Annotated in this window: 20 protein-coding genes and 1 tRNA gene; 12 read left to right on the top strand and 9 right to left on the bottom strand. The window is 39.8% G+C overall.

Features of this window, described 5'->3' with window-relative positions; genetic code table 11:
- Window positions 1–24: 24 nt before the first annotated feature.
- Window positions 25–804: a hypothetical protein gene (locus SP60_RS02700; protein WP_053951177.1), complete on the bottom strand. Its 780-nt coding sequence runs from the start codon at window positions 802–804 to the stop codon at window positions 25–27.
- 194 nt (window positions 805–998) lie between these two features.
- Window positions 999–1,526: a hypothetical protein gene (locus tag SP60_RS02695; protein ID WP_053951176.1), complete on the bottom strand. Its 528-nt coding sequence runs from the start codon at window positions 1,524–1,526 to the stop codon at window positions 999–1,001.
- A gap of 673 nt (window positions 1,527–2,199) precedes the next feature.
- On the opposite strand from SP60_RS02695, the gene SP60_RS08510 reads away from it, so the two are divergent.
- Window positions 2,200–2,550 (top strand): DUF6538 domain-containing protein, encoded by a 351-nt coding sequence (locus SP60_RS08510; RefSeq protein ID WP_417903484.1) that lies wholly within the window; start codon window positions 2,200–2,202, stop codon window positions 2,548–2,550.
- Here the strand turns inward: SP60_RS08510 and SP60_RS02690 are convergent.
- Window positions 2,512–3,654, bottom strand: a complete 1,143-nt coding sequence (locus SP60_RS02690) for a DUF6538 domain-containing protein (RefSeq protein ID WP_053951175.1) — start codon at window positions 3,652–3,654, stop codon at window positions 2,512–2,514. The genes SP60_RS08510 and SP60_RS02690 overlap by 39 nt on opposite strands.
- Window positions 3,655–3,732: 78 nt before the next feature.
- Window positions 3,733–3,819 (bottom strand) — tRNA-Leu (locus SP60_RS02685).
- An 89-nt stretch (window positions 3,820–3,908) separates the two neighbouring features.
- Here SP60_RS02685 and SP60_RS02680 point away from each other — a divergent pair.
- The 5 genes from SP60_RS02680 (at window position 3,909) to SP60_RS02660 (ending at window position 8,191) form a co-directional block, all read left to right on the top strand.
- Entirely contained in the window at window positions 3,909–4,115 is a 207-nt protein-coding gene (locus SP60_RS02680) for a PP0621 family protein (protein ID WP_053951174.1), read from the top strand.
- Window positions 4,112–4,759, top strand: coding sequence for an inner membrane-spanning protein YciB (locus tag SP60_RS02675; protein ID WP_053951173.1), 648 nt, complete (start codon window positions 4,112–4,114; stop codon window positions 4,757–4,759). Before SP60_RS02680 ends, SP60_RS02675 begins: the two co-directional genes overlap by 4 nt.
- A gap of 9 nt (window positions 4,760–4,768) precedes the next feature.
- Complete coding sequence (gene gcvT, locus SP60_RS02670; protein WP_053951172.1) at window positions 4,769–5,845, top strand: glycine cleavage system aminomethyltransferase GcvT; 1,077 nt, start codon at window positions 4,769–4,771, stop codon at window positions 5,843–5,845.
- Window positions 5,846–5,992: 147 nt separating this feature from the next.
- Entirely contained in the window at window positions 5,993–6,367 is a 375-nt protein-coding gene (gcvH, locus tag SP60_RS02665; protein WP_053951171.1) for a glycine cleavage system protein GcvH, read from the top strand.
- Between the two features lie 12 nt (window positions 6,368–6,379).
- Complete coding sequence (locus SP60_RS02660; protein WP_053951170.1) at window positions 6,380–8,191, top strand: ribonuclease catalytic domain-containing protein; 1,812 nt, start codon at window positions 6,380–6,382, stop codon at window positions 8,189–8,191.
- Here SP60_RS02660 and SP60_RS02655 read toward each other — a convergent pair.
- Window positions 8,168–8,875 (bottom strand): UDP-2,3-diacylglucosamine diphosphatase, encoded by a 708-nt coding sequence (locus tag SP60_RS02655; protein ID WP_053951169.1) that lies wholly within the window; start codon window positions 8,873–8,875, stop codon window positions 8,168–8,170. The two genes, SP60_RS02660 and SP60_RS02655, sit on opposite strands and share 24 nt — an antisense overlap.
- Before the next feature lie 4 nt (window positions 8,876–8,879).
- A complete protein-coding gene (locus tag SP60_RS02650; protein ID WP_053951168.1) occupies window positions 8,880–9,365 on the bottom strand; it encodes a peptidylprolyl isomerase in 486 nt (161 codons plus the stop codon).
- A 113-nt stretch (window positions 9,366–9,478) separates the two neighbouring features.
- Between SP60_RS02650 and rplU the strand changes: the two genes are divergently transcribed.
- From rplU to fabG, 4 genes are all read left to right on the top strand, one after another.
- Window positions 9,479–9,790, top strand: a complete 312-nt coding sequence (gene rplU / locus SP60_RS02645) for a 50S ribosomal protein L21 (protein ID WP_053951167.1) — start codon at window positions 9,479–9,481, stop codon at window positions 9,788–9,790.
- A gap of 11 nt (window positions 9,791–9,801) precedes the next feature.
- Window positions 9,802–10,059, top strand: coding sequence for a 50S ribosomal protein L27 (gene rpmA / locus SP60_RS02640; RefSeq protein WP_053951166.1), 258 nt, complete (start codon window positions 9,802–9,804; stop codon window positions 10,057–10,059).
- 86 nt (window positions 10,060–10,145) lie between these two features.
- Complete coding sequence (gene fabD / locus SP60_RS02635) at window positions 10,146–11,075, top strand: ACP S-malonyltransferase (RefSeq protein WP_053951165.1); 930 nt, start codon at window positions 10,146–10,148, stop codon at window positions 11,073–11,075.
- Between the two features lie 9 nt (window positions 11,076–11,084).
- Window positions 11,085–11,831, top strand: coding sequence for a 3-oxoacyl-ACP reductase FabG (gene fabG / locus SP60_RS02630; protein WP_053951164.1), 747 nt, complete (start codon window positions 11,085–11,087; stop codon window positions 11,829–11,831).
- A 197-nt stretch (window positions 11,832–12,028) separates the two neighbouring features.
- Here the strand turns inward: fabG and SP60_RS02625 are convergent, their stop codons facing one another.
- Genes SP60_RS02625 through guaA form a run of 3 tightly spaced genes read right to left on the bottom strand, consistent with a single transcriptional unit; the run spans window position 12,029 to window position 15,650 of the window.
- Window positions 12,029–13,543, bottom strand: a complete 1,515-nt coding sequence (locus SP60_RS02625) for a YadA-like family protein (RefSeq protein ID WP_053951163.1) — start codon at window positions 13,541–13,543, stop codon at window positions 12,029–12,031.
- A 46-nt stretch (window positions 13,544–13,589) separates the two neighbouring features.
- On the bottom strand, window positions 13,590–14,042 hold the full coding sequence (gene tadA, locus SP60_RS02620) for a tRNA adenosine(34) deaminase TadA (protein ID WP_053951162.1): 453 nt from the start codon (window positions 14,040–14,042) through the stop codon (window positions 13,590–13,592).
- Window positions 14,043–14,075: 33 nt separating this feature from the next.
- Window positions 14,076–15,650, bottom strand: coding sequence for a glutamine-hydrolyzing GMP synthase (gene guaA, locus SP60_RS02615; protein WP_053951161.1), 1,575 nt, complete (start codon window positions 15,648–15,650; stop codon window positions 14,076–14,078).
- Between the two features lie 45 nt (window positions 15,651–15,695).
- On the opposite strand from guaA, the gene lptG reads away from it, so the two are divergent.
- Window positions 15,696–16,784, top strand: coding sequence for an LPS export ABC transporter permease LptG (gene lptG / locus SP60_RS02610; RefSeq protein WP_053951160.1), 1,089 nt, complete (start codon window positions 15,696–15,698; stop codon window positions 16,782–16,784).
- A gap of 1 nt (window position 16,785) precedes the next feature.
- Window positions 16,786–17,085, top strand: coding sequence for an ATP-dependent Clp protease adapter ClpS (gene clpS, locus SP60_RS02605; protein ID WP_053951159.1), 300 nt, complete (start codon window positions 16,786–16,788; stop codon window positions 17,083–17,085).
- Window positions 17,086–17,098 lie beyond the last annotated feature (13 nt).

Raw genomic sequence — 17,098 nt, 5'->3', positions numbered from 1 at the left:
AGGCCGAGGTCGCATAGGACGGAACTAATAATTCAAACACTCCACTACTAACGGGTCATTATCTTTACGAGTTTGCTTGGTTACGTATATCGCAGAACCATGCAAACTATTTATCTTTTCAAACCAATCATCATTTTTGCCCAATGTAGCAAATCCATGACCGTAGATTTTTTGCCACTTTTCTTTAAATATTTCTTTTACGTTGCCTCTGTTCTTCTTGGGCAACACGTTTACTTTTATTAACATATGAAAATGCACGCCAAGATTAATGCCGTGCTTTTCAAGGAATGGGAATACCATTAATCGATTTTTTTTATTTTTAGAGCCTTTTCCATATATACCTTTATTAACCATTTTTAATAATTTTATTAATTTGTGAATTGCATTCACTTCTTTAGTCAGTGGGTCTTCAAACGTTAAAGTTACAATCCATTCTGGTTTGTGCTTCTTTATCATCTTTACATAGCCAGACCTAAGTCTTTCGCAGTGGTATACAGTTCGATTTATTAAACGTTCAAATTCATCTGAAAGTATATTTATACTACGTATTTCCCTATCAGTTTTTTTCCGTCTGAACGTTCTTTTAGTTGGTATGTTTCTTTTGGTTAATGCTTTTCTCCTAGTTGGTTTTTTTCTTCTTATTAGTCGATTGATTTTTATTAGTTTTCTTCTTAGTGTGTTTTTCTTGGCTGTTCCACTAATGCCATCTAACAGTTCAATGTATTTATTCTCTAAAGACGTTAATCTGTCCTTATCAGTTAATGAATCGAACCAATGCTTATTGAGTTGTTTTATTTCTTCCATACTTGCTATTTATGAAACGTACGAGACGTTCGTAATTAAACTTGCAAGTAGTTATTCTTTATTGGAAGGTATGTATAATCCTAAATACAGTAATTATTAATAGGAAATAGCATATTTTTTTATATGAAATAATTAACAGAAGTGTACATAAAGTGTACAGAGTAGCACTATATAATATTATTTTTATAGAGTAATCAATGACTTATAAAGCAAGTTAATTGTACGCCATCTGCATCGATATATACCTTCTCATGTCTTGATGGGTCAGATATCTCATCAAGATAATCCCTGAAGATGCAATCAGATACAAGATAACTATTAGTCATACCTTCATTAATAACTTTCCTGAATGAAGGGATAACAACAACTGATGATAATTTCTTAGATAAACCATCGCCTTTACCAAGAACACGGAACAAAGGACAAACAGCAAGGATGGATTTATAAACACAACGTCGGGTCTTGTTAACATTGAAGGTGCCTAGTTCTTTAGCAAATCCAGTAAGGTAGATGTTGTAAATACCTAGGCTAAGCAGAGCATCTTTGTTGTATATGGTTTGCTTGATAAATTCATTAATGACGACATCATAGAACTTTGCAACCTTGGTAAGTGATTTGTTAATTGGGTACCCAGTATTCACATGAAGTAGACGTGCTGTTTCTTTCACATACAACTCCCAATGAGTTAGTACTTGGGTCTTAAATTCGTAATTGGTTTTCATATCAGTTCCTTAGTAATCATAAACAAACAATGCCATGGACAAGGTATGTCCATAGGAAGTTCCCGCATACGGGAACTGCACTTCGTGCACCTACAGACATAACAAATACAATTGTGTCCACAGCATTGCAGTTAACAGATGATTCAATAAATACATAACAAAGTTTCACTCAAATATTCGGGCAAAGACTTGTACTATTCGCGAGTTGCAAGGCAACTCGCATAGTGTTAACTTTGAAGTCATATCATCTATATAAGTTATTTATATAAATCATTACTATTTAGTTATGTAACTTTTAATAATTTTCAAAAGATGTGAATAATACAGATTTGAATAATTAATTCTTGGTACGTTTTGCCTAAATGACTACTTCAGTCAAAGATAATTTATTACTGGCTACACGTGGGTGATACGGTTGACACCGTAAAAAAGGCAACGGTTTCCACCGTGGAATGTTTGACTGCACGTTGAATGATGACCATACTGCAGACCACAGAAATCCTCATTGATTTAACTGGTTGCTTTTGTTACAATGATTTCCACACGTAAAAGGTGTTTCTGATTCCTACAAAGGGAATATTTTTGGTAGTGGTGGCCCCGGGCACCAAAATTATCAAAGAAATACCTCTGAAACCCTTACTGTGTAAGGGTTTTTTTATATCTGAAATTTGAGGTGCAGACCATAGTGCAGACCACAGAGGTGTTATATCTATTCAAAAGATGTGGTATTTACTACTTCAGTAGACGTGTGCCGCTTGATATACAAGGCGAATATTCAACGAAGAGAATTTCATTTAGTTTACGTACCAGGAATAAGCGGACTGCATCGCTCGGCGCTGCGCACCTCGCATCTGAATTAGATAGTTATTGGTCAGGTATCCGTATTAAACGCATGGTGAAGAAACACATTCATCGTTACACTAAGAAGCCTGACGCAACGTTGTCAGATTGTATTGCTCAGGCTTTAACATATTTAAATTTAGCCTTAAACCATTTTAAGCATCCACTTGTACAATACGTCTAGCGTATACCCTGTACCGTAATTTTCACCGATAGAACCCTTGCTCCAGCCACCTATACTGTCAATTACATCACTAGGACATTCAATTTTTCTTAGGCGGTCGCGCAGGGCATGCCTAAAGGAGTGTATAACCATGTCATCTTCAACGTAAGGTTTTAGCCATTTGTTTAGCGCTGCTGAAGCAGAGCCAGCATTACTTTTTTCTGTACGATTATATCTTTTGAATATGTATTCTTGCTCATCTGTATGATTTTCCATCAGTCGTGTTGCAGCCCACAGGGATGAGCCTACTAGTGGAATAGTCCTTTCACTTTGTTTGGTTTTTAATCTTCGCTTTGCATTGGGACGAATGATTATATGAGGAGTTACATTGTCTAGTACTATATCTTCAGCCATTATTCCCACCGCTTCAGCCATTCTTACTCCTGTGTCTGAAATTAAAGCAATCATGTGTCGCAGTTCATCATCAGTTGATACGCATATTTTTTGTATCTTATGGATTGTGTGAATTGGAATTGGCTTACGTGCTATCGTGTCATCTAGGTCAGGTACGTATACGCCAAGGAATGGATTGATGATATTTAATCCATTTTCCTTAATTGAAAAGTTAACCACTGATTTGATTGAGGAAAATACACGTTTGATACTGCTCGTTATTAGACCTTTTTTCAATAATGCATCTCTGAACTTGCCAGCATCTGAAGATGCGTATTCTCCTAAATCACGGTCACCAAGTTCATTGATGATGTATGTGATGTTTCGAGTGGCAGTCTGATGAAATAGTTGGGGTTTAGTTTGTCCTTTGATACGTAAGTAATATTCTAGCGCCTCAGAGATACTTACTCCCACTAGTATTGCGTCAGGCTTCTTAGTGTAACGATGAATGTGTTTCTTCACCATGCGTTTAATACGGATACCTGACCAATAACTATCTAATTCAGATGCGAGGTGCGCAGCGCCGAGCGATGCAGTCCGCTTATTCCTGGTACGTAAACTAAATGAAATTCTCTTCGTTGAATATTCGCCTTGTATATCAAGCGGCACACGTCTACTGAAGTAGTAAATACCACATCTTTTGAATAGATATAACACCTCTGTGGTCTGCACTATGGTCTGCACCTCAAATTTCAGATATAAAAAAACCCTTACACAGTAAGGGTTTCAGAGGTATTTCTTTGATAATTTTGGTGCCCGGGGCCGGAATCGAACCGGCACGCCCGTGAAGGCGCAGGATTTTAAGTCCTGTGTGTCTACCAATTTCACCACCCGGGCATGAATTGTGTAATTACTATAGACACATTAAAAAGAAGCAATTATATACTAAGCATCGGTAAAATTCTATTTTTTTAAGGTGGGGTTTTATGGGGATTATCAAGTTAATTATTATTGTTTTGATTGTTTGGCTAGGCATTAGTGTGTGGCGAAAATTTAGAAAAACAACTGATAATAACCTCTCTCAGCCTTCCACTAGTAAGATGCTTTCTTGTAGCGTTTGCAAGACGCATATTCCTGAAAATGAAGCCATTTTGCAAGATGGTAAAGTTTATTGTTCAAAGAGTTGCTTATGAAATTTTTACTTGATTTTTTCCCGATTGTCCTGTTTTTTATTGTTTACAAAACCCTGGGTTTGTATGCGGCCATTTACGCCATGATTGGTGCAACTGCGCTACAAATGATGATTACACGCTGGCAAACGGGCAAATTTGAAAACACTCATTTAATTACTTTTGGCTTGCTGGTAGCTCTAGGTGGTGTTACTTTGGCGCTTAGAGATCCAGCTTTTTTAATGTGGAAAGTGAGTGTGTTGTACGTGGTTTTTGCCGCAGTATTAATCGTCAGCATTTGGGTTGGAAAAAAACCACTACTTGAAAGAATGCTTGGCAAGGAGCTAGACTTGCCCAATGCTGTTTGGCAGCAAATGAGCTGGATTTGGGGCTTGGGTTTTGTTGGTATTGCTTTGGTTAATGCTTATTATGTGAATCTTGCTTTGGGTGCGAGAGAATTGCTTTTTTCATCCACTGATTTGGATCCTAAAATCGAGCTAACCGAGCTTGATTGCACAACAACAACCACGCAAGATTTATGTTTGGCGGCACAATACACAGAAGAATCATGGGTAAATTTCAAATTATTTGGTACCATGGGTCTTACCTTTATTTTGATCATTATTACGGTTATGATGATTAGTAAATATACGAAACAAGAACAATAGGAAAATATCATGAAACATACTCCTTTATATCAAGCGCACGTTGATGCGGGCGGAAAAATGGTTGATTTTGGTGGCTGGGAAATGCCGCTTAATTATGGCTCTCAAATTGAAGAGCATCATCAAGTTCGAACAGACGTAGGTATGTTTGATGTGTCTCATATGACAGTGGTAGACTTTAAAGGTATTGAAGCTAAAGCTTTTTTGCAAACACTTATTGCCAATGATGTTGACAAGCTAAAGACAGAAGGTAAGGCGTTATATAGCTGTATGTTGAATGAGACTGGTGGCGTGGTTGATGATTTAATTGTTTACTATTTGAATGAACAAGATTATCGTATGGTGATTAATGCGGGCACCACAGAAAAAGATATTGCCTGGATTAATGCTCAAGCTGATGGCTTTGATGTCAGTGTTGAGCCTAAATTTGATTTGGCGATGATCGCTGTTCAGGGGCCAAATGCACGTGAAAAAGTCTTTGCAGCAATGTCAGGAGTTGAGGAAGTGGCTGGAGAATTAAAGCCTTTTAATGCGGCTAGTTTGGGCGGCTTATTTATTGCTCGTACAGGCTATACTGGTGAAGATGGATTTGAGATTATGCTGCCTGAAAAATCAGCAGAATTTACTTGGAAAATGTTACTCGAAGCAGGTGTTAAGCCGTGTGGACTCGGTGCGCGCGACACTCTGCGTTTAGAAGCGGGTATGAGCTTGTATGGTTCAGAAATGAATGATGAAGTCTCTCCACTTGAAGCGGCACTCACTTGGACCATTGATTTAACCAATGAAGATAGAAATTTTGTTGGCCGCAATGCCCTAGAAGCACTTAGAGATGAAGGCGTTAAAAAAACCATTGTTGGCTTGATACTAGAGGGTAAGGGTGTTATTCGTGATCATCAAAAAGTGGTAACCAGTGTGGGCGATGGCGAAGTAACTTCAGGATCTTTTTCACCGACAATGGGCAAGGCAATTGCATTAGCAAGGGTGCCAATGGGCGCAACAGGATCGTGTGAAATTGAGATGCGAAATAAATTAGTTTCGGCTAAAATAGTCAAGCCACCATTTGTTAGAAATGGCAAAGTATTAGTTTAAATAATAGATGAAACAGCCTTGCGAGTATTTTATTATTCCGCAAGGCAGATTTAGAAAATATGATAGGAATTTAGCTAATCTAAATGACTAAATATTTTATAAATATAACGTAGTCAGAATGACAAAAGACGAAGTAAGGAGAAGAATATGAGCGAAGTAAGAGATGATAGACAATACACTGAGACCCACGAATGGATCTTAGATAACGGCGATGGCACTTATACAATGGGTGTTACTGATCATGCCCAAGCATTATTGGGCGACATGGTTTTTGTCGAATTACCAGGTGCAGGCGATGAGGCTTCTCAAGAAGACGAGTTTTGCGTGGTTGAATCTGTTAAGGCGGCGAGCGGTGTTTATGCCCCTGCTGATCTTGAAGTGGTTGAAGCAAATGAAGAATTAGATGGCGAGCCTGAGTTGGTTAATTCAAGTTGTTATGATGATGGCTGGTTAGTTAAATTTAAAGCAGACGGCATTGAAGGCTTAATGTCTGCAGAAGATTACGCAGATACACTCGATTAATTTTTATTAGTCTTGATTAATTCACTGGTTGCCTATAAAGGCAAGCCTGCACGTATTGCTAGTGTTACGACACACAAGTTCGACTTAGAATTTGCAGACGGCGCTACCCTTAAGGTCAGAGAAAAAGATTTTCGATTCATTCACCCTGAATTTGTCAAGGTGAATGAAGCCTGTGCGCACGCAGATATTAGTGTCTTGGAAGAATTTCAAGAAGAAGTCTTAACCCTGCAAGAAATTACCGAATGGTTGTTCGATGAATACACTGCCCAAAGTGCTTGGTGTACGTGTCTTTTGGTAGAAGAAGGTTTGTATTTTTACTGGCAAAAGGATAGTGTTTTTGTGCGCCCAAGTACCCAAGTGCAAGGTATTTTAGATAAGCGCATGGCAGAGAAATTAGCCGCTGAAAGTCTACAACATTGTATCGATAATCTAAACAATAATACCTTTGACGAACAAGATATTCCTTACTTGCAAGAAGTGGCTAAAGTAGCATTTAACCAATCTAAACACGCCAAAATTTTGGACCATGTTGGGGTGGAAAATAACGAAGCAGCCGCGTATAAATTCCTGCTAAAAATTAAATATTTCACTGATAGCTTCAATCCATATCCAGCGCGATTTGGCATTCCAGAAGATGAGGAAATTGCCACCAGTTTGCCAGAAATTGAGCGCGTTGATTTAACCCATATGACCTGTTACGCGATTGATAATGAAGGTTCTAATGATGCTGATGATGCGATCAGTGTAGATGGCGATAAGTTGTGGATTCATATTGCTGATGTGTCTGTGATTGTTGATTCTGGCTCAGAGCTTGACGAATATGCACGTGAACGTGGCTCTAATTTATATTTGCCAGAGCAAATTATTCACATGCTACCAACTTCTATTACCAAGGCATTGGCGCTTGGTGAAGACGAAACATCGCCGGCTTTATCTATTGGGCTTAATATGAGTGAAGGCATTATTAGTAATATTGAAGTAGTGCATAGTCGTATTAAAGTGAGCAACACCACGTATGAGGCAGTTGATCAAGAGTTAGAGCTCAATCCAGATTTTATCCAGATTCAAACCTTTGTGAGTCAGCACAAAGCCTTCCGTGAAAAAAGTGGCTCGATTAGCCTTAACCTGCCTAATGTTGATGTTAGATATATTGATGAGAAAGTGCAGATAGAGCCACAAAAGACTAGCCCTAGTCGCGACTTTGTGGCAGAAATTATGATTACTGCAGGGCGCACCATTTCACAATATGCTCAAGAAAACGACATTGTGATGCCGTATGCGCTGCAAGATGAAGGTGATTTCCCGCAGGAAGTCTTAGATAAAAAAGAAAATCTAAGTACAGCTGAATCATTTAAAGCAATTAAGTTTTTCAAGCGCTCTGCTACTTCCATTAAGCCATTACCTCATTATGGTTTGGGCTTGGATTCTTACTTAAGAATTACCAGTCCACTAAGACGTTATTACGATTTATTGGCGCACCAGCAATTATCGAATTTTATTGCCGGCAAGCCGACGTTGGATAAAACTCGAGTTAAAGAAATTATTGGTATTAATAACAACGCCTTGGCTAGTGTTGGCCGGGTAACGCGTTTTAGTAATGATCATTACAAGTGTTTGTTTTTAAAACAAAACCCTAGCTGGACTGGTGAAGGCGTTGTGGTTGATATTCGTGGTGATAAAGCTTTATTTATGATTCCTGAAGTGGGGCTGATGGATCAAATCAAATTTAAAGAAGATCAAATTCCTAAGCCAGATGACAGAATCATGCTGAAAGTTGCTCGCATTGATATGATGGAGCGTTCAGCGAATTTCAAGCCGGTTTAACTGATCAGTTATTTCGATCGCATTGCCTTGAGCGGCAGACCAATCTCCTAAAACATAGCGAGTAAAAGTTTTTTCCACGTGAGTATTGAGTCGGTGCGTATGCCCGTGAATAAGATCTGCACCAGGATATTTTTTCATCAACTCATTAACCGCACTCGGATTAACATCCATAATCTCCTTAGACTTATTTTGTTGAGCATTTATACTCTTTTGGCGCAACTGGCCACTTAGCTTGAGGCGCCATTTTTTTGGCAATCGAACAAAAATAAACTTGGTAATTGGATGTTGCAAGATAGACTTCATCTGCTGATAAGATTCATCATCCGTACACAACTCATCACCATGGGTTAGCACATATTGGTGCCCACTGGTTTCTAGCAAATAAGGCGAATCAATCAACTGACAGTTGGTTTGACGAGCAAACTCATGCGCTAGTAAAAAATCACGATTACCTGTCATAATCAAAACCTTGGTTTTGCTACTTAAGGCTTTAAGCGTTAATAGGGTTTGTGCGTAATGTGGCGCAGATAAATCATCCCCCAGCCAGGTGTTGAACAAATCACCCAAAATAAAAACCTGGTCAGCGCTTTCTGCTTGCTGACAGAATTTCTCAAATAGTTGATTTTTTTCCACCTCGTGACTCACCAGGTGTAAATCCGCAATTAATAAAGTGCGGATAGTCATTTGATTACTTAATGTAGGCTTTGGTAACGATTACTGCATCATTTGGTACGTCGCCGTGGCCTGCTTTGTTACCGGTGGATACTTCATTGATTTTATCAACCACATCAAAACCTTCAGTAACCTCGCCAAATACACAGTAGCCCCAACCATCTTGGCCTGGAAAATCTAAAAATGCGTTATCTTTGGTATTAATAAAAAATTGTGAACTGGCAGAATGAGGCGCAGCAGTACGAGCCATTGACAAAGAATACTTGTTATTCTTCAAGCCATTTTTAGCTTCATTTTCAATTTCAGCATTGGTAGGTTTTTGGGCCATATCTTCATTAAAGCCACCACCTTGAATCATAAAGTTTTTAATCACACGGTGAAAAATAGTGCCATCAAAAAAACCTGACTCAACGTAGTCAGTGAAGTTTTTAGCACTGATTGGTGCGTTCTCAGCATCTACTGTTATATGAATATCACCCATGTTTGTTTCAAAAATAATCATCACTCTCTAATCCGTATCAATAAAAATACAAATTATACTTAAAACTCTCTTTCATAAATAGGCTCAAAGGCGTATAATTGCGTCTTTTTACGAATTCATATTTAGGTTTTATTATGTACGCAGTTTTTAAAACAGGTGGTCAGCAGTTTAGAGTAGCCGAAGGCACAACGCTTAAGGTTGAGAAATTAGAAGTTGAGCCGGGCAAAAAAGTTACTTTTAAAGAAGTGCTAATGGTTGCTGATGGTGACAATGTTCAAGTTGGCGCACCTTTAGTTGCTAAGGCAACAGTTGAAGCAAAAGTTATTTCACAAGGCAAGGGAAAGAAAGTTACAATCTTAAAGTTCCGTCGTCGTAAGCACTCTATGAAGACCCAAGGTCACAGACAGCTTTACACTGAAATTGAAATTACAAAAATTAAGGCATAGGAGAATAACCCATGGCACATAAAAAAGCAGGTGGTAGTACTAATAACGGACGCGACTCCCAATCAAAACGTCTAGGCGTTAAAAGATTTGGTGGTCAAGCGGTATTAGCAGGCAACATTCTAGTACGTCAAAGAGGCACTAAAGTTCACCCAGGTACTAACGTACGTAAAGGTAAGGACGACACATTATTTGCAACAGCTGACGGTAAAGTGGTTTTTGCTAAAAAAGGTAAATTCATGCGTCAAACGGTTTCAATCGAAGCGGTTTAGTTCTCGTTTAAGAATTATCTTAAAAAGCGCCTTCCGGGCGCTTTTTTATTAATTAAAATAAAGCTATTTCGGTCATTAATATTATTATGAAATACGCAATTGTTTTTCCAGGTCAAGGCTCTCAATCTCTAGGTATGCTAGCTGACTTGGCTGATAACTTTCCCATCGTTAAAGACACTTTTACTGAGGCATCAGACGTCTTAGGCTTTGATTTATGGACGCTTACACAAAATGATCAAGAAGCGCTTAACCAGACGCAAAATACCCAGCCTGCGATGTTGGCGGCCGGTGTTGCTACTTATCGTGCACTAACGAGTGAAACCGATCTATCGCCAGTCTGCATGGCGGGCCATAGCTTGGGCGAATATAGTGCTTTAGTAGCGGCAGGCGCGCTTAATTTTAGTGATGGTATTAGCCTGGTTCGTACACGTGCACAGCTTATGCAGTCGGCCGTGCCAGAAGGTGTGGGCGCAATGGCCGCTATTCTAGGTTTGGAAGATGAAGTGGTGGTTAAAGTTTGTAGCGATTATGCAGGAGAGGGCATCGTTCAAGCGGTGAATTTTAACTCGAACGGCCAAGTCGTTATTGCTGGCAATAAAGCCGCAGTAGACGCAACGTGTGAAGCCATGAAAGCAGCAGGCGCCAAACGCGCCGTGGTGTTGCCAGTGAGCGTGCCTTCACATTGCTCTTTGATGGACGACGCAGCAGCTGAATTTAAAATAGCCGTAGATGCGGTGGCATTTAACATGGGGAGTATCGACGTATTGCATAATGTTGATGGTGCAAAAGCTAGCAATGTTGATGACATGAAGGCTAAATTGGTGGCACAATTACACAAGCCAGTGCTTTGGACAGGCAGTGTCAGGGCCATGCATGATGCTGGTGTTGAAAAATTGATTGAAGCAGGACCAGGTAAAGTATTGGCCGGACTAACTAGAAGAATTGAAAAATCATTAACAGCAAATGCCGTGCTAGATTCGGCTAGCGTTGCAAGCACTTTAGAAGAAATTAAATAGGGGAATAATATGTCAGATTTATCAGGAAAAATTGTCTTAGTTACAGGTGCTTCTAGAGGTATTGGCCAGGCCATTGCACTATCTTTAGGTGGTGCGGGTGCAACAGTTATCGGTACAGCAACCAGTGAAAAGGGCGCGGATGCTATTAGTGCCACCCTTAAAGACAACAGCGTTTCTGGCGCTGGCATGGCGCTGAATGTGACTGACAATGATCAAATCGCTGAGGTAATGAAAAATATTACCGATACTTATGGTGCAGTTGATATTCTCATTAATAATGCAGGCATTACTCGTGATAATTTACTCATGCGTATGAAAGAAGATGAGTGGGATGATATTATGAATACCAACCTTGCATCAGTTTATAAAATGTCAAAAGCAGTATTACGCGGCATGATGAAAAAGCGCGCTGGTCGTATCATCTCTATTGCCTCAGTTGTGGGCGCGATGGGTAATGCCGGACAAACCAACTACGCTGCTGCTAAAGCAGGCATTATGGGCTTTACCAAGTCACTTGCGCGTGAAGTTGGTCCGCGCGGTATTACGGTTAATTGTGTGGCGCCAGGTTTTATCAAAACTGACATGACCGACGCCCTACCCGAAGAGCAAAAAGAAGCATTGGCTAAGCAAATCCCCATGGGGCGTTTAGGCTCTGTGGAAGAAATTGCAGGCTCGGTGTTGTTTTTAGCTGGTGATGCAGGTGCGTACGTGACTGCACAAACGCTTCACGTCAATGGCGGCATGTACACCGTTTAATTTCATCTTTTTGCGACTTTCTAGGCAAATATATTTTCTACTGGGTCGCATACCGAGATGTATGCTCTCGGCGATAGAAAATATATTTGCCTAGAAATTCACTAAAAGTACTCGCTAAATAGGTAAAAAAAACAACCTATTTCAAGAATTTCCAAAATTGTCAATTTATGGCTAAAAATAGACTGTTTTCATTATTTTCAAAATCCCCAGCCGATTGAAAATACGGAGCTAGAAGTGCTACCAGATGAGGATCCTTTAAACTGATAAATAATATCAGCTTTATCATCATGATGAGATATACCAAGTGCGATGGCTGATTGCCCATTAAAGTTTCCAGAAGCGACACTTATGTGTGATTTTCCATTTTGTGCACTGGTTAATCCGCTCATCGCGGCAATTTGCGATATACCATTTTTATTTAAATTGATATTAGCCGTATTTGTGTTTATTAGGCTTGTGTTGTTTTGAATATTATTTGAGTTATTTAAAATATCAGTTGTGTGCAGGTTGATGGCACTCGTATTGTTGTTAATATTAGTGCTATTTGCGCTGGTTGCGGTATCAACATAGGTTTTGGTAGTTGCATGATTACCACTAGTTGGCGCTTGTACGCTAAGTGTTCCGAGCACAGTGGTGTTGTGAGAGCTGCTAGTGCCAATTTGCAATTCGTTAATGCTAGAGGCAATTTCATCTTTGCCACTGCTAGCGGTTGAACTATCTTCAATCGTGAAAGAGTTTTTACCAATATGCACAACATCACCCACTTTACGCAGTACATTATTGCCAGATGCATCTTTTAAAGTATTGACAGTTAAGTTGCCGTTAATCGTTACCTCTTGTGTGGAAAAGTCACCTTGAATTAAAGGCGATGAAGTGTCACCATTAGAGATATAGAGTTTATTAGATCCAGTTTCATTGTAGCCTGCTTTGTGCCCGATCATCACATTACCCGATCCAGTTGAATTAACGTAGCCTGCTCGATAGCCAACGGCTGTATTGTTGCTGCCATTGCTACTGTTGAGGGTGCCGTTACCATTTGATACATTGTAAGAGCCGGTAGTGTTAGCCAGTTGAGCATCATCACCAATTGCGGTGTTAAATCCACCGGTAGTATTGGCTTTCATGCTTTGATTGCCGAAAGCTGTATTGTTTGAACCGGTCGTATTATAGCGCATTGCATAATTGCCACTGGCGGTGTTATCAGAGCCAGAAGTGTTGGCGCGCATGGCGTAGTTGCCCACTGAAGTATTGTCATTTCCTGAGGAGTTTGAGCGCATCGAGTAACTACCTATTGACGTGTTTTTGTCGCCTGAGGTATTGTCACTGAGCGAGTAATTACCAATGGAGGTGTTGTTTGTTCCGGTGATATTATCTTGCAAGGCGTAGTTGCCCACCGCGGTATTTTTATCACCGGTGGTATTATATTTGAGTGACTCAAAACCCACTGCAGTGTTGTCATCTCCCGTGGTGTTATAGCGTAGAGAATAGCTGCCAATGCCGGTATTTTGTTTGCCTGAGGTGTTGTTTCGCAGGCCAAAATAACCGATCGATGTATTATTAAGACCACTAGTATTTTCTTTCATGGCAGAGTCACCAATAGCAACGTTTTTTGTGCCTGTGGTGATGTTTAAAAGCGCATTGGTTCCGGTAGATGTATTGTCTGCCAGGAGTGGCATAGGCAACAACAAAAACAATAAAAAACCAATTTTCATACTTCTCCCCCAAGAATGTAAGGGAGCTAGTATAGTTCTTTATTATCTACTTATTTCGCCTATTTTTAAAAAATCGTTGCAATAAATCTTTGCATTCATCGGCAAGAATACCACCTTGTGTTTTAATTGAGTGATTAAAACAAGCGCTGGTGGCAAGGTCTTGACAAGAGCCGCACACACCTGTTTTTGGATCATATGCACCAAATACCACGCGTGATACACGTGCATGAATCATCGCTCCTAGACACATGGTGCAGGGCTCTAGAGTTACATATAGAGTAGTATTGGGTAGGCGGTAATTATTGAGTTTTTTGCCTGCAGCACGCAATACTTGAATTTCAGCATGAGCGGTTGGATCGTTGGTTGAAATAGGTTGATTATGTGCACTGGCAATGAGTTGTTCATCGCGCACTAGTACGGCGCCTACTGGCACTTCATCTATATTTTTAGCCAGCTTAGCTTGCTGAATTGCAAGCTCCATCCACTCTTTATCAGTCATAATTTTGGTTATAGGCAAGGCCTATAATACTTACTATTCCCACTCGATAGTGGCCGGTGGCTTCCCTGATATGTCGTACACCACGCGAGAAACACGAGAAATTTCATTCATGATTCTATTAGAGACAACATCTAAGAAATCATACGGTAGGCGCGCCCAACGAGCGGTCATAAAATCAATAGTTTCAACGGCACGCAGAGCGATAACATAATCATAACGACGTTCATCACCCGTGACTCCGACTGATTTAATCGGTAAGAAAACCGCAAAAGCTTGATTGACTTTATCGTACAAGTCATTTTTATATAATTCGTCCATGAAAATTGCATCTGCTTCGCGCAAAATTTCAGCGTATTCCTCTTTAACTTGACCTAAGATTCTTACACCTAAGCCAGGACCGGGGAAAGGGTGACGGTAAAGCATGTGCGCCGGAATACCCAGCTTAACGCCAATAGTGCGTACTTCATCTTTAAATAATTCTTTTAAAGGCTCGACTAATTCAAACTTTAGATCTTCTGGTAGACCGCCAACATTATGGTGTGATTTAATAACTTTGGCCTTGCCAGATTTAGCGCCAGCTGATTCAATCACATCTGGATAGATAGTGCCTTGCGCTAAAAATTTAATATCGTCAAGGTGATTAGCTTCATCTTCAAAGACTTCAATAAAAGCATGACCAATAATTTTGCGTTTTTTCTCAGGGTCTGCTTCATTGGCAAGACCATCATAAAATTTCTTTTGTGCATTAGCACGAATCACTTTAACACCCATGTTATCCGCAAAGGTTTTCATCACTTCATCGCCTTCGTTAAGGCGCAAGAGGCCGTTATCCACGAAAACACAGGTGAGTTGGTCGCCAATGGCTTGATGTAGCAATGCAGCCACAACGGATGAATCAACACCGCCTGACAAGCCTAGCAAGACGTTGCCATTGCCAATTTGATCTTTAAGACTTTGAACAAGATCGGTGATGATATTTTCAGTGGTCCACTGTTTTTCGCATTGGCAAATGTCAGCCACAAAGCGCTCTAAAATACGCTTCCCTTGCTTGGTATGAGTCACTTCTGGGTGGAATTGTAATCCGTAATAATTTTTACTCGTATTGGCAAAGCCAGCAATGGCGCAATTATCGGTATTAGCAATGCGCTCGAAGCCCTCTGGCAATTTTGTTACTTCGATACCATGACTCATCCACACGTCAAGTAAGCTGTGGCCTTGGTCATTCACATCATCGGTGATATCACTTAATAGTGGAGAATGGTTGCGTGCACGAATTTGGGCAAAACCGTATTCGTGTTTATTAGCTGATGTAGCTTGACCACCGAGCTGCATGGCCATAGTTTGCATACCGTAGCAAATACCCAGTATAGGCACATCTAAATCAAATACGATTTGTGGTGCTCTAGCAGAGTCGTCGGTGGTTACTGTATCAGGACCGCCGGATAAAATAATACCCTTAGGATTGAAATCCTTGATAAAAGCCACATCTACATCGTAGGGGAATAATTCACAATACACGCCAATTTCTCGTACGCGACGGGCAATGAGTTGCGTATATTGAGAACCAAAATCAAGAATAAGGATTCTATCGCTGTGAATATTTGTCATAATAGTGCCATTGTTTAATTAAACCTAGAAGAACCTAGTATTTTAATGAAAATTTTAGACCGCTACATTATTAAAACCATGGCTTTTTACACGCTGGCAGTTATGCTGATTTGGCTAGGTGTTTACTCATTCTTTGGTTTTTTAAACGAGGTCAATGAGATTGGCCAAGCAAACTACAGCTCTACTGAGGCGATGATCTATATTTTTTTGAAATTGCCAGAGGTTATTTCTGGACATTCTTCTGTGGTTATTTTATTGGGATCGCTATTGGCATTGGGCCATTTAGCGGCAACGTCACAACTGATTATTGTCAGAGGTTCGGGTGTTTCAATTATGAATATCACTAAAGTTGTCCTTAAAACAGCGCTCGTGTTTGTGGTGATAGCAATACTGGTGGGCGAGTTAATTGCGCCGATCGCCAGTCAAACTGCAAAAAACTCTCGAGCGCAAGCCTTGGGACATAATATTCAAGCTAAAAATCAACAAGGATTTTGGGTGAAAGATAAAAACTCAATTATTCATGTTGGTAAAAACTTTGATGGGCGATCATTTGCTGATGTTATGCTGGTTAATCTTGAAAATAATAAAACATTGGCCTCAGTTGGCCAAGCTGATAATGCACTATTTGATGGCCAGAACTTAACACTAGATAGTGTTAATTTTTATAAAATTCATCGTAAAAATAAAAATCAGTTTTATCAATTTGAAGCTGAGAAGCTCAGTCAATACAAGCTTCCTGTTGCATTTGATCAGGAGTTTGTTGGCAGTTTGCGTAAAGAGCCTCGTGATTTATCCAGCTGGAACTTGGTTAACCAAATTAGTTTTTTAGCGAAAAACGGCCTAGCGGTAGACGCATTTGAAGTTGAGCTGTATCAACGTTTGGTTAAGCCCTTTACTTTGATGGCGATGATTGTGTTTTCAATGTTGTTTATTTTTGGCTCATTGCGTGACGCTTCACTTGGTAAGAAGATTTTTCTGGGATTAATGCTGAGTTTATTTTTTGAATTATTCTCAAGAATTGGCGGGGTATTATCGCTTCGATTTGATTACAATCATTTCTTGGTTGCATCGATACCAACGCTCATTGTTTTGGTCTTTGCCTTTATCTTGCTTAAAAGAAAATCAGCTCAATAATATGGAAGAATTAAAAACTCAAATTGCCAAGCCAAAACTAAAAAAACCCAAAAGGTTTCAAGTTTTGCTACTCAATGATGACTATACAGCCATGGAGTTTGTGGTGGTAGTATTGATGCGATTTTTCTCCAAAGATGAAGAGGCGGCCAATGCGATTATGCTTAAAATTCATATGGATGGTGAGGGAGTATGTGGCACCTATTCGCATGATATTGCCCAAACAAAAGTAACCCAAGTGACAGATTTTTCCAGAAATAACGAGCAACCATTGATATGTGTTTTGCGTGAACTCAGCGACTAATTTATAATAGAGA

The organism is Candidatus Thioglobus autotrophicus (assembly GCF_001293165.1).
GTDB lineage: Bacteria > Pseudomonadota > Gammaproteobacteria > PS1 > Pseudothioglobaceae > Thioglobus_A > Thioglobus_A autotrophicus.
Note: the sequence above shows the minus strand (reverse complement) of the source record. Positions and strands in the feature narration are given on the sequence as shown.

What these genes read in the sequence shown, in the direction of transcription:
- SP60_RS02700 (WP_053951177.1), bottom strand. Translation starts at nt 804, where the DNA reads ATGGAAGAAATAAAACAACTCAATAAGCATTGGTTCGATTCATTAACT.
- SP60_RS02695 (WP_053951176.1), bottom strand. Translation starts at nt 1,526, where the DNA reads ATGAAAACCAATTACGAATTTAAGACCCAAGTACTAACTCATTGGGAG.
- SP60_RS02680 (WP_053951174.1), top strand. Translation starts at nt 3,909, where the DNA reads ATGGGGATTATCAAGTTAATTATTATTGTTTTGATTGTTTGGCTAGGC.
- SP60_RS02675 (WP_053951173.1), top strand. Translation starts at nt 4,112, where the DNA reads ATGAAATTTTTACTTGATTTTTTCCCGATTGTCCTGTTTTTTATTGTT.
- gcvT (WP_053951172.1), top strand. Translation starts at nt 4,769, where the DNA reads ATGAAACATACTCCTTTATATCAAGCGCACGTTGATGCGGGCGGAAAA.
- gcvH (WP_053951171.1), top strand. Translation starts at nt 5,993, where the DNA reads ATGAGCGAAGTAAGAGATGATAGACAATACACTGAGACCCACGAATGG.
- SP60_RS02655 (WP_053951169.1), bottom strand. Translation starts at nt 8,875, where the DNA reads ATGACTATCCGCACTTTATTAATTGCGGATTTACACCTGGTGAGTCAC.
- SP60_RS02650 (WP_053951168.1), bottom strand. Translation starts at nt 9,365, where the DNA reads ATGATTATTTTTGAAACAAACATGGGTGATATTCATATAACAGTAGAT.
- rplU (WP_053951167.1), top strand. Translation starts at nt 9,479, where the DNA reads ATGTACGCAGTTTTTAAAACAGGTGGTCAGCAGTTTAGAGTAGCCGAA.
- rpmA (WP_053951166.1), top strand. Translation starts at nt 9,802, where the DNA reads ATGGCACATAAAAAAGCAGGTGGTAGTACTAATAACGGACGCGACTCC.
- fabD (WP_053951165.1), top strand. Translation starts at nt 10,146, where the DNA reads ATGAAATACGCAATTGTTTTTCCAGGTCAAGGCTCTCAATCTCTAGGT.
- fabG (WP_053951164.1), top strand. Translation starts at nt 11,085, where the DNA reads ATGTCAGATTTATCAGGAAAAATTGTCTTAGTTACAGGTGCTTCTAGA.
- SP60_RS02625 (WP_053951163.1), bottom strand. Translation starts at nt 13,543, where the DNA reads ATGAAAATTGGTTTTTTATTGTTTTTGTTGTTGCCTATGCCACTCCTG.
- tadA (WP_053951162.1), bottom strand. Translation starts at nt 14,042, where the DNA reads ATGACTGATAAAGAGTGGATGGAGCTTGCAATTCAGCAAGCTAAGCTG.
- guaA (WP_053951161.1), bottom strand. Translation starts at nt 15,650, where the DNA reads ATGACAAATATTCACAGCGATAGAATCCTTATTCTTGATTTTGGTTCT.
- lptG (WP_053951160.1), top strand. Translation starts at nt 15,696, where the DNA reads ATGAAAATTTTAGACCGCTACATTATTAAAACCATGGCTTTTTACACG.
- clpS (WP_053951159.1), top strand. Translation starts at nt 16,786, where the DNA reads ATGGAAGAATTAAAAACTCAAATTGCCAAGCCAAAACTAAAAAAACCC.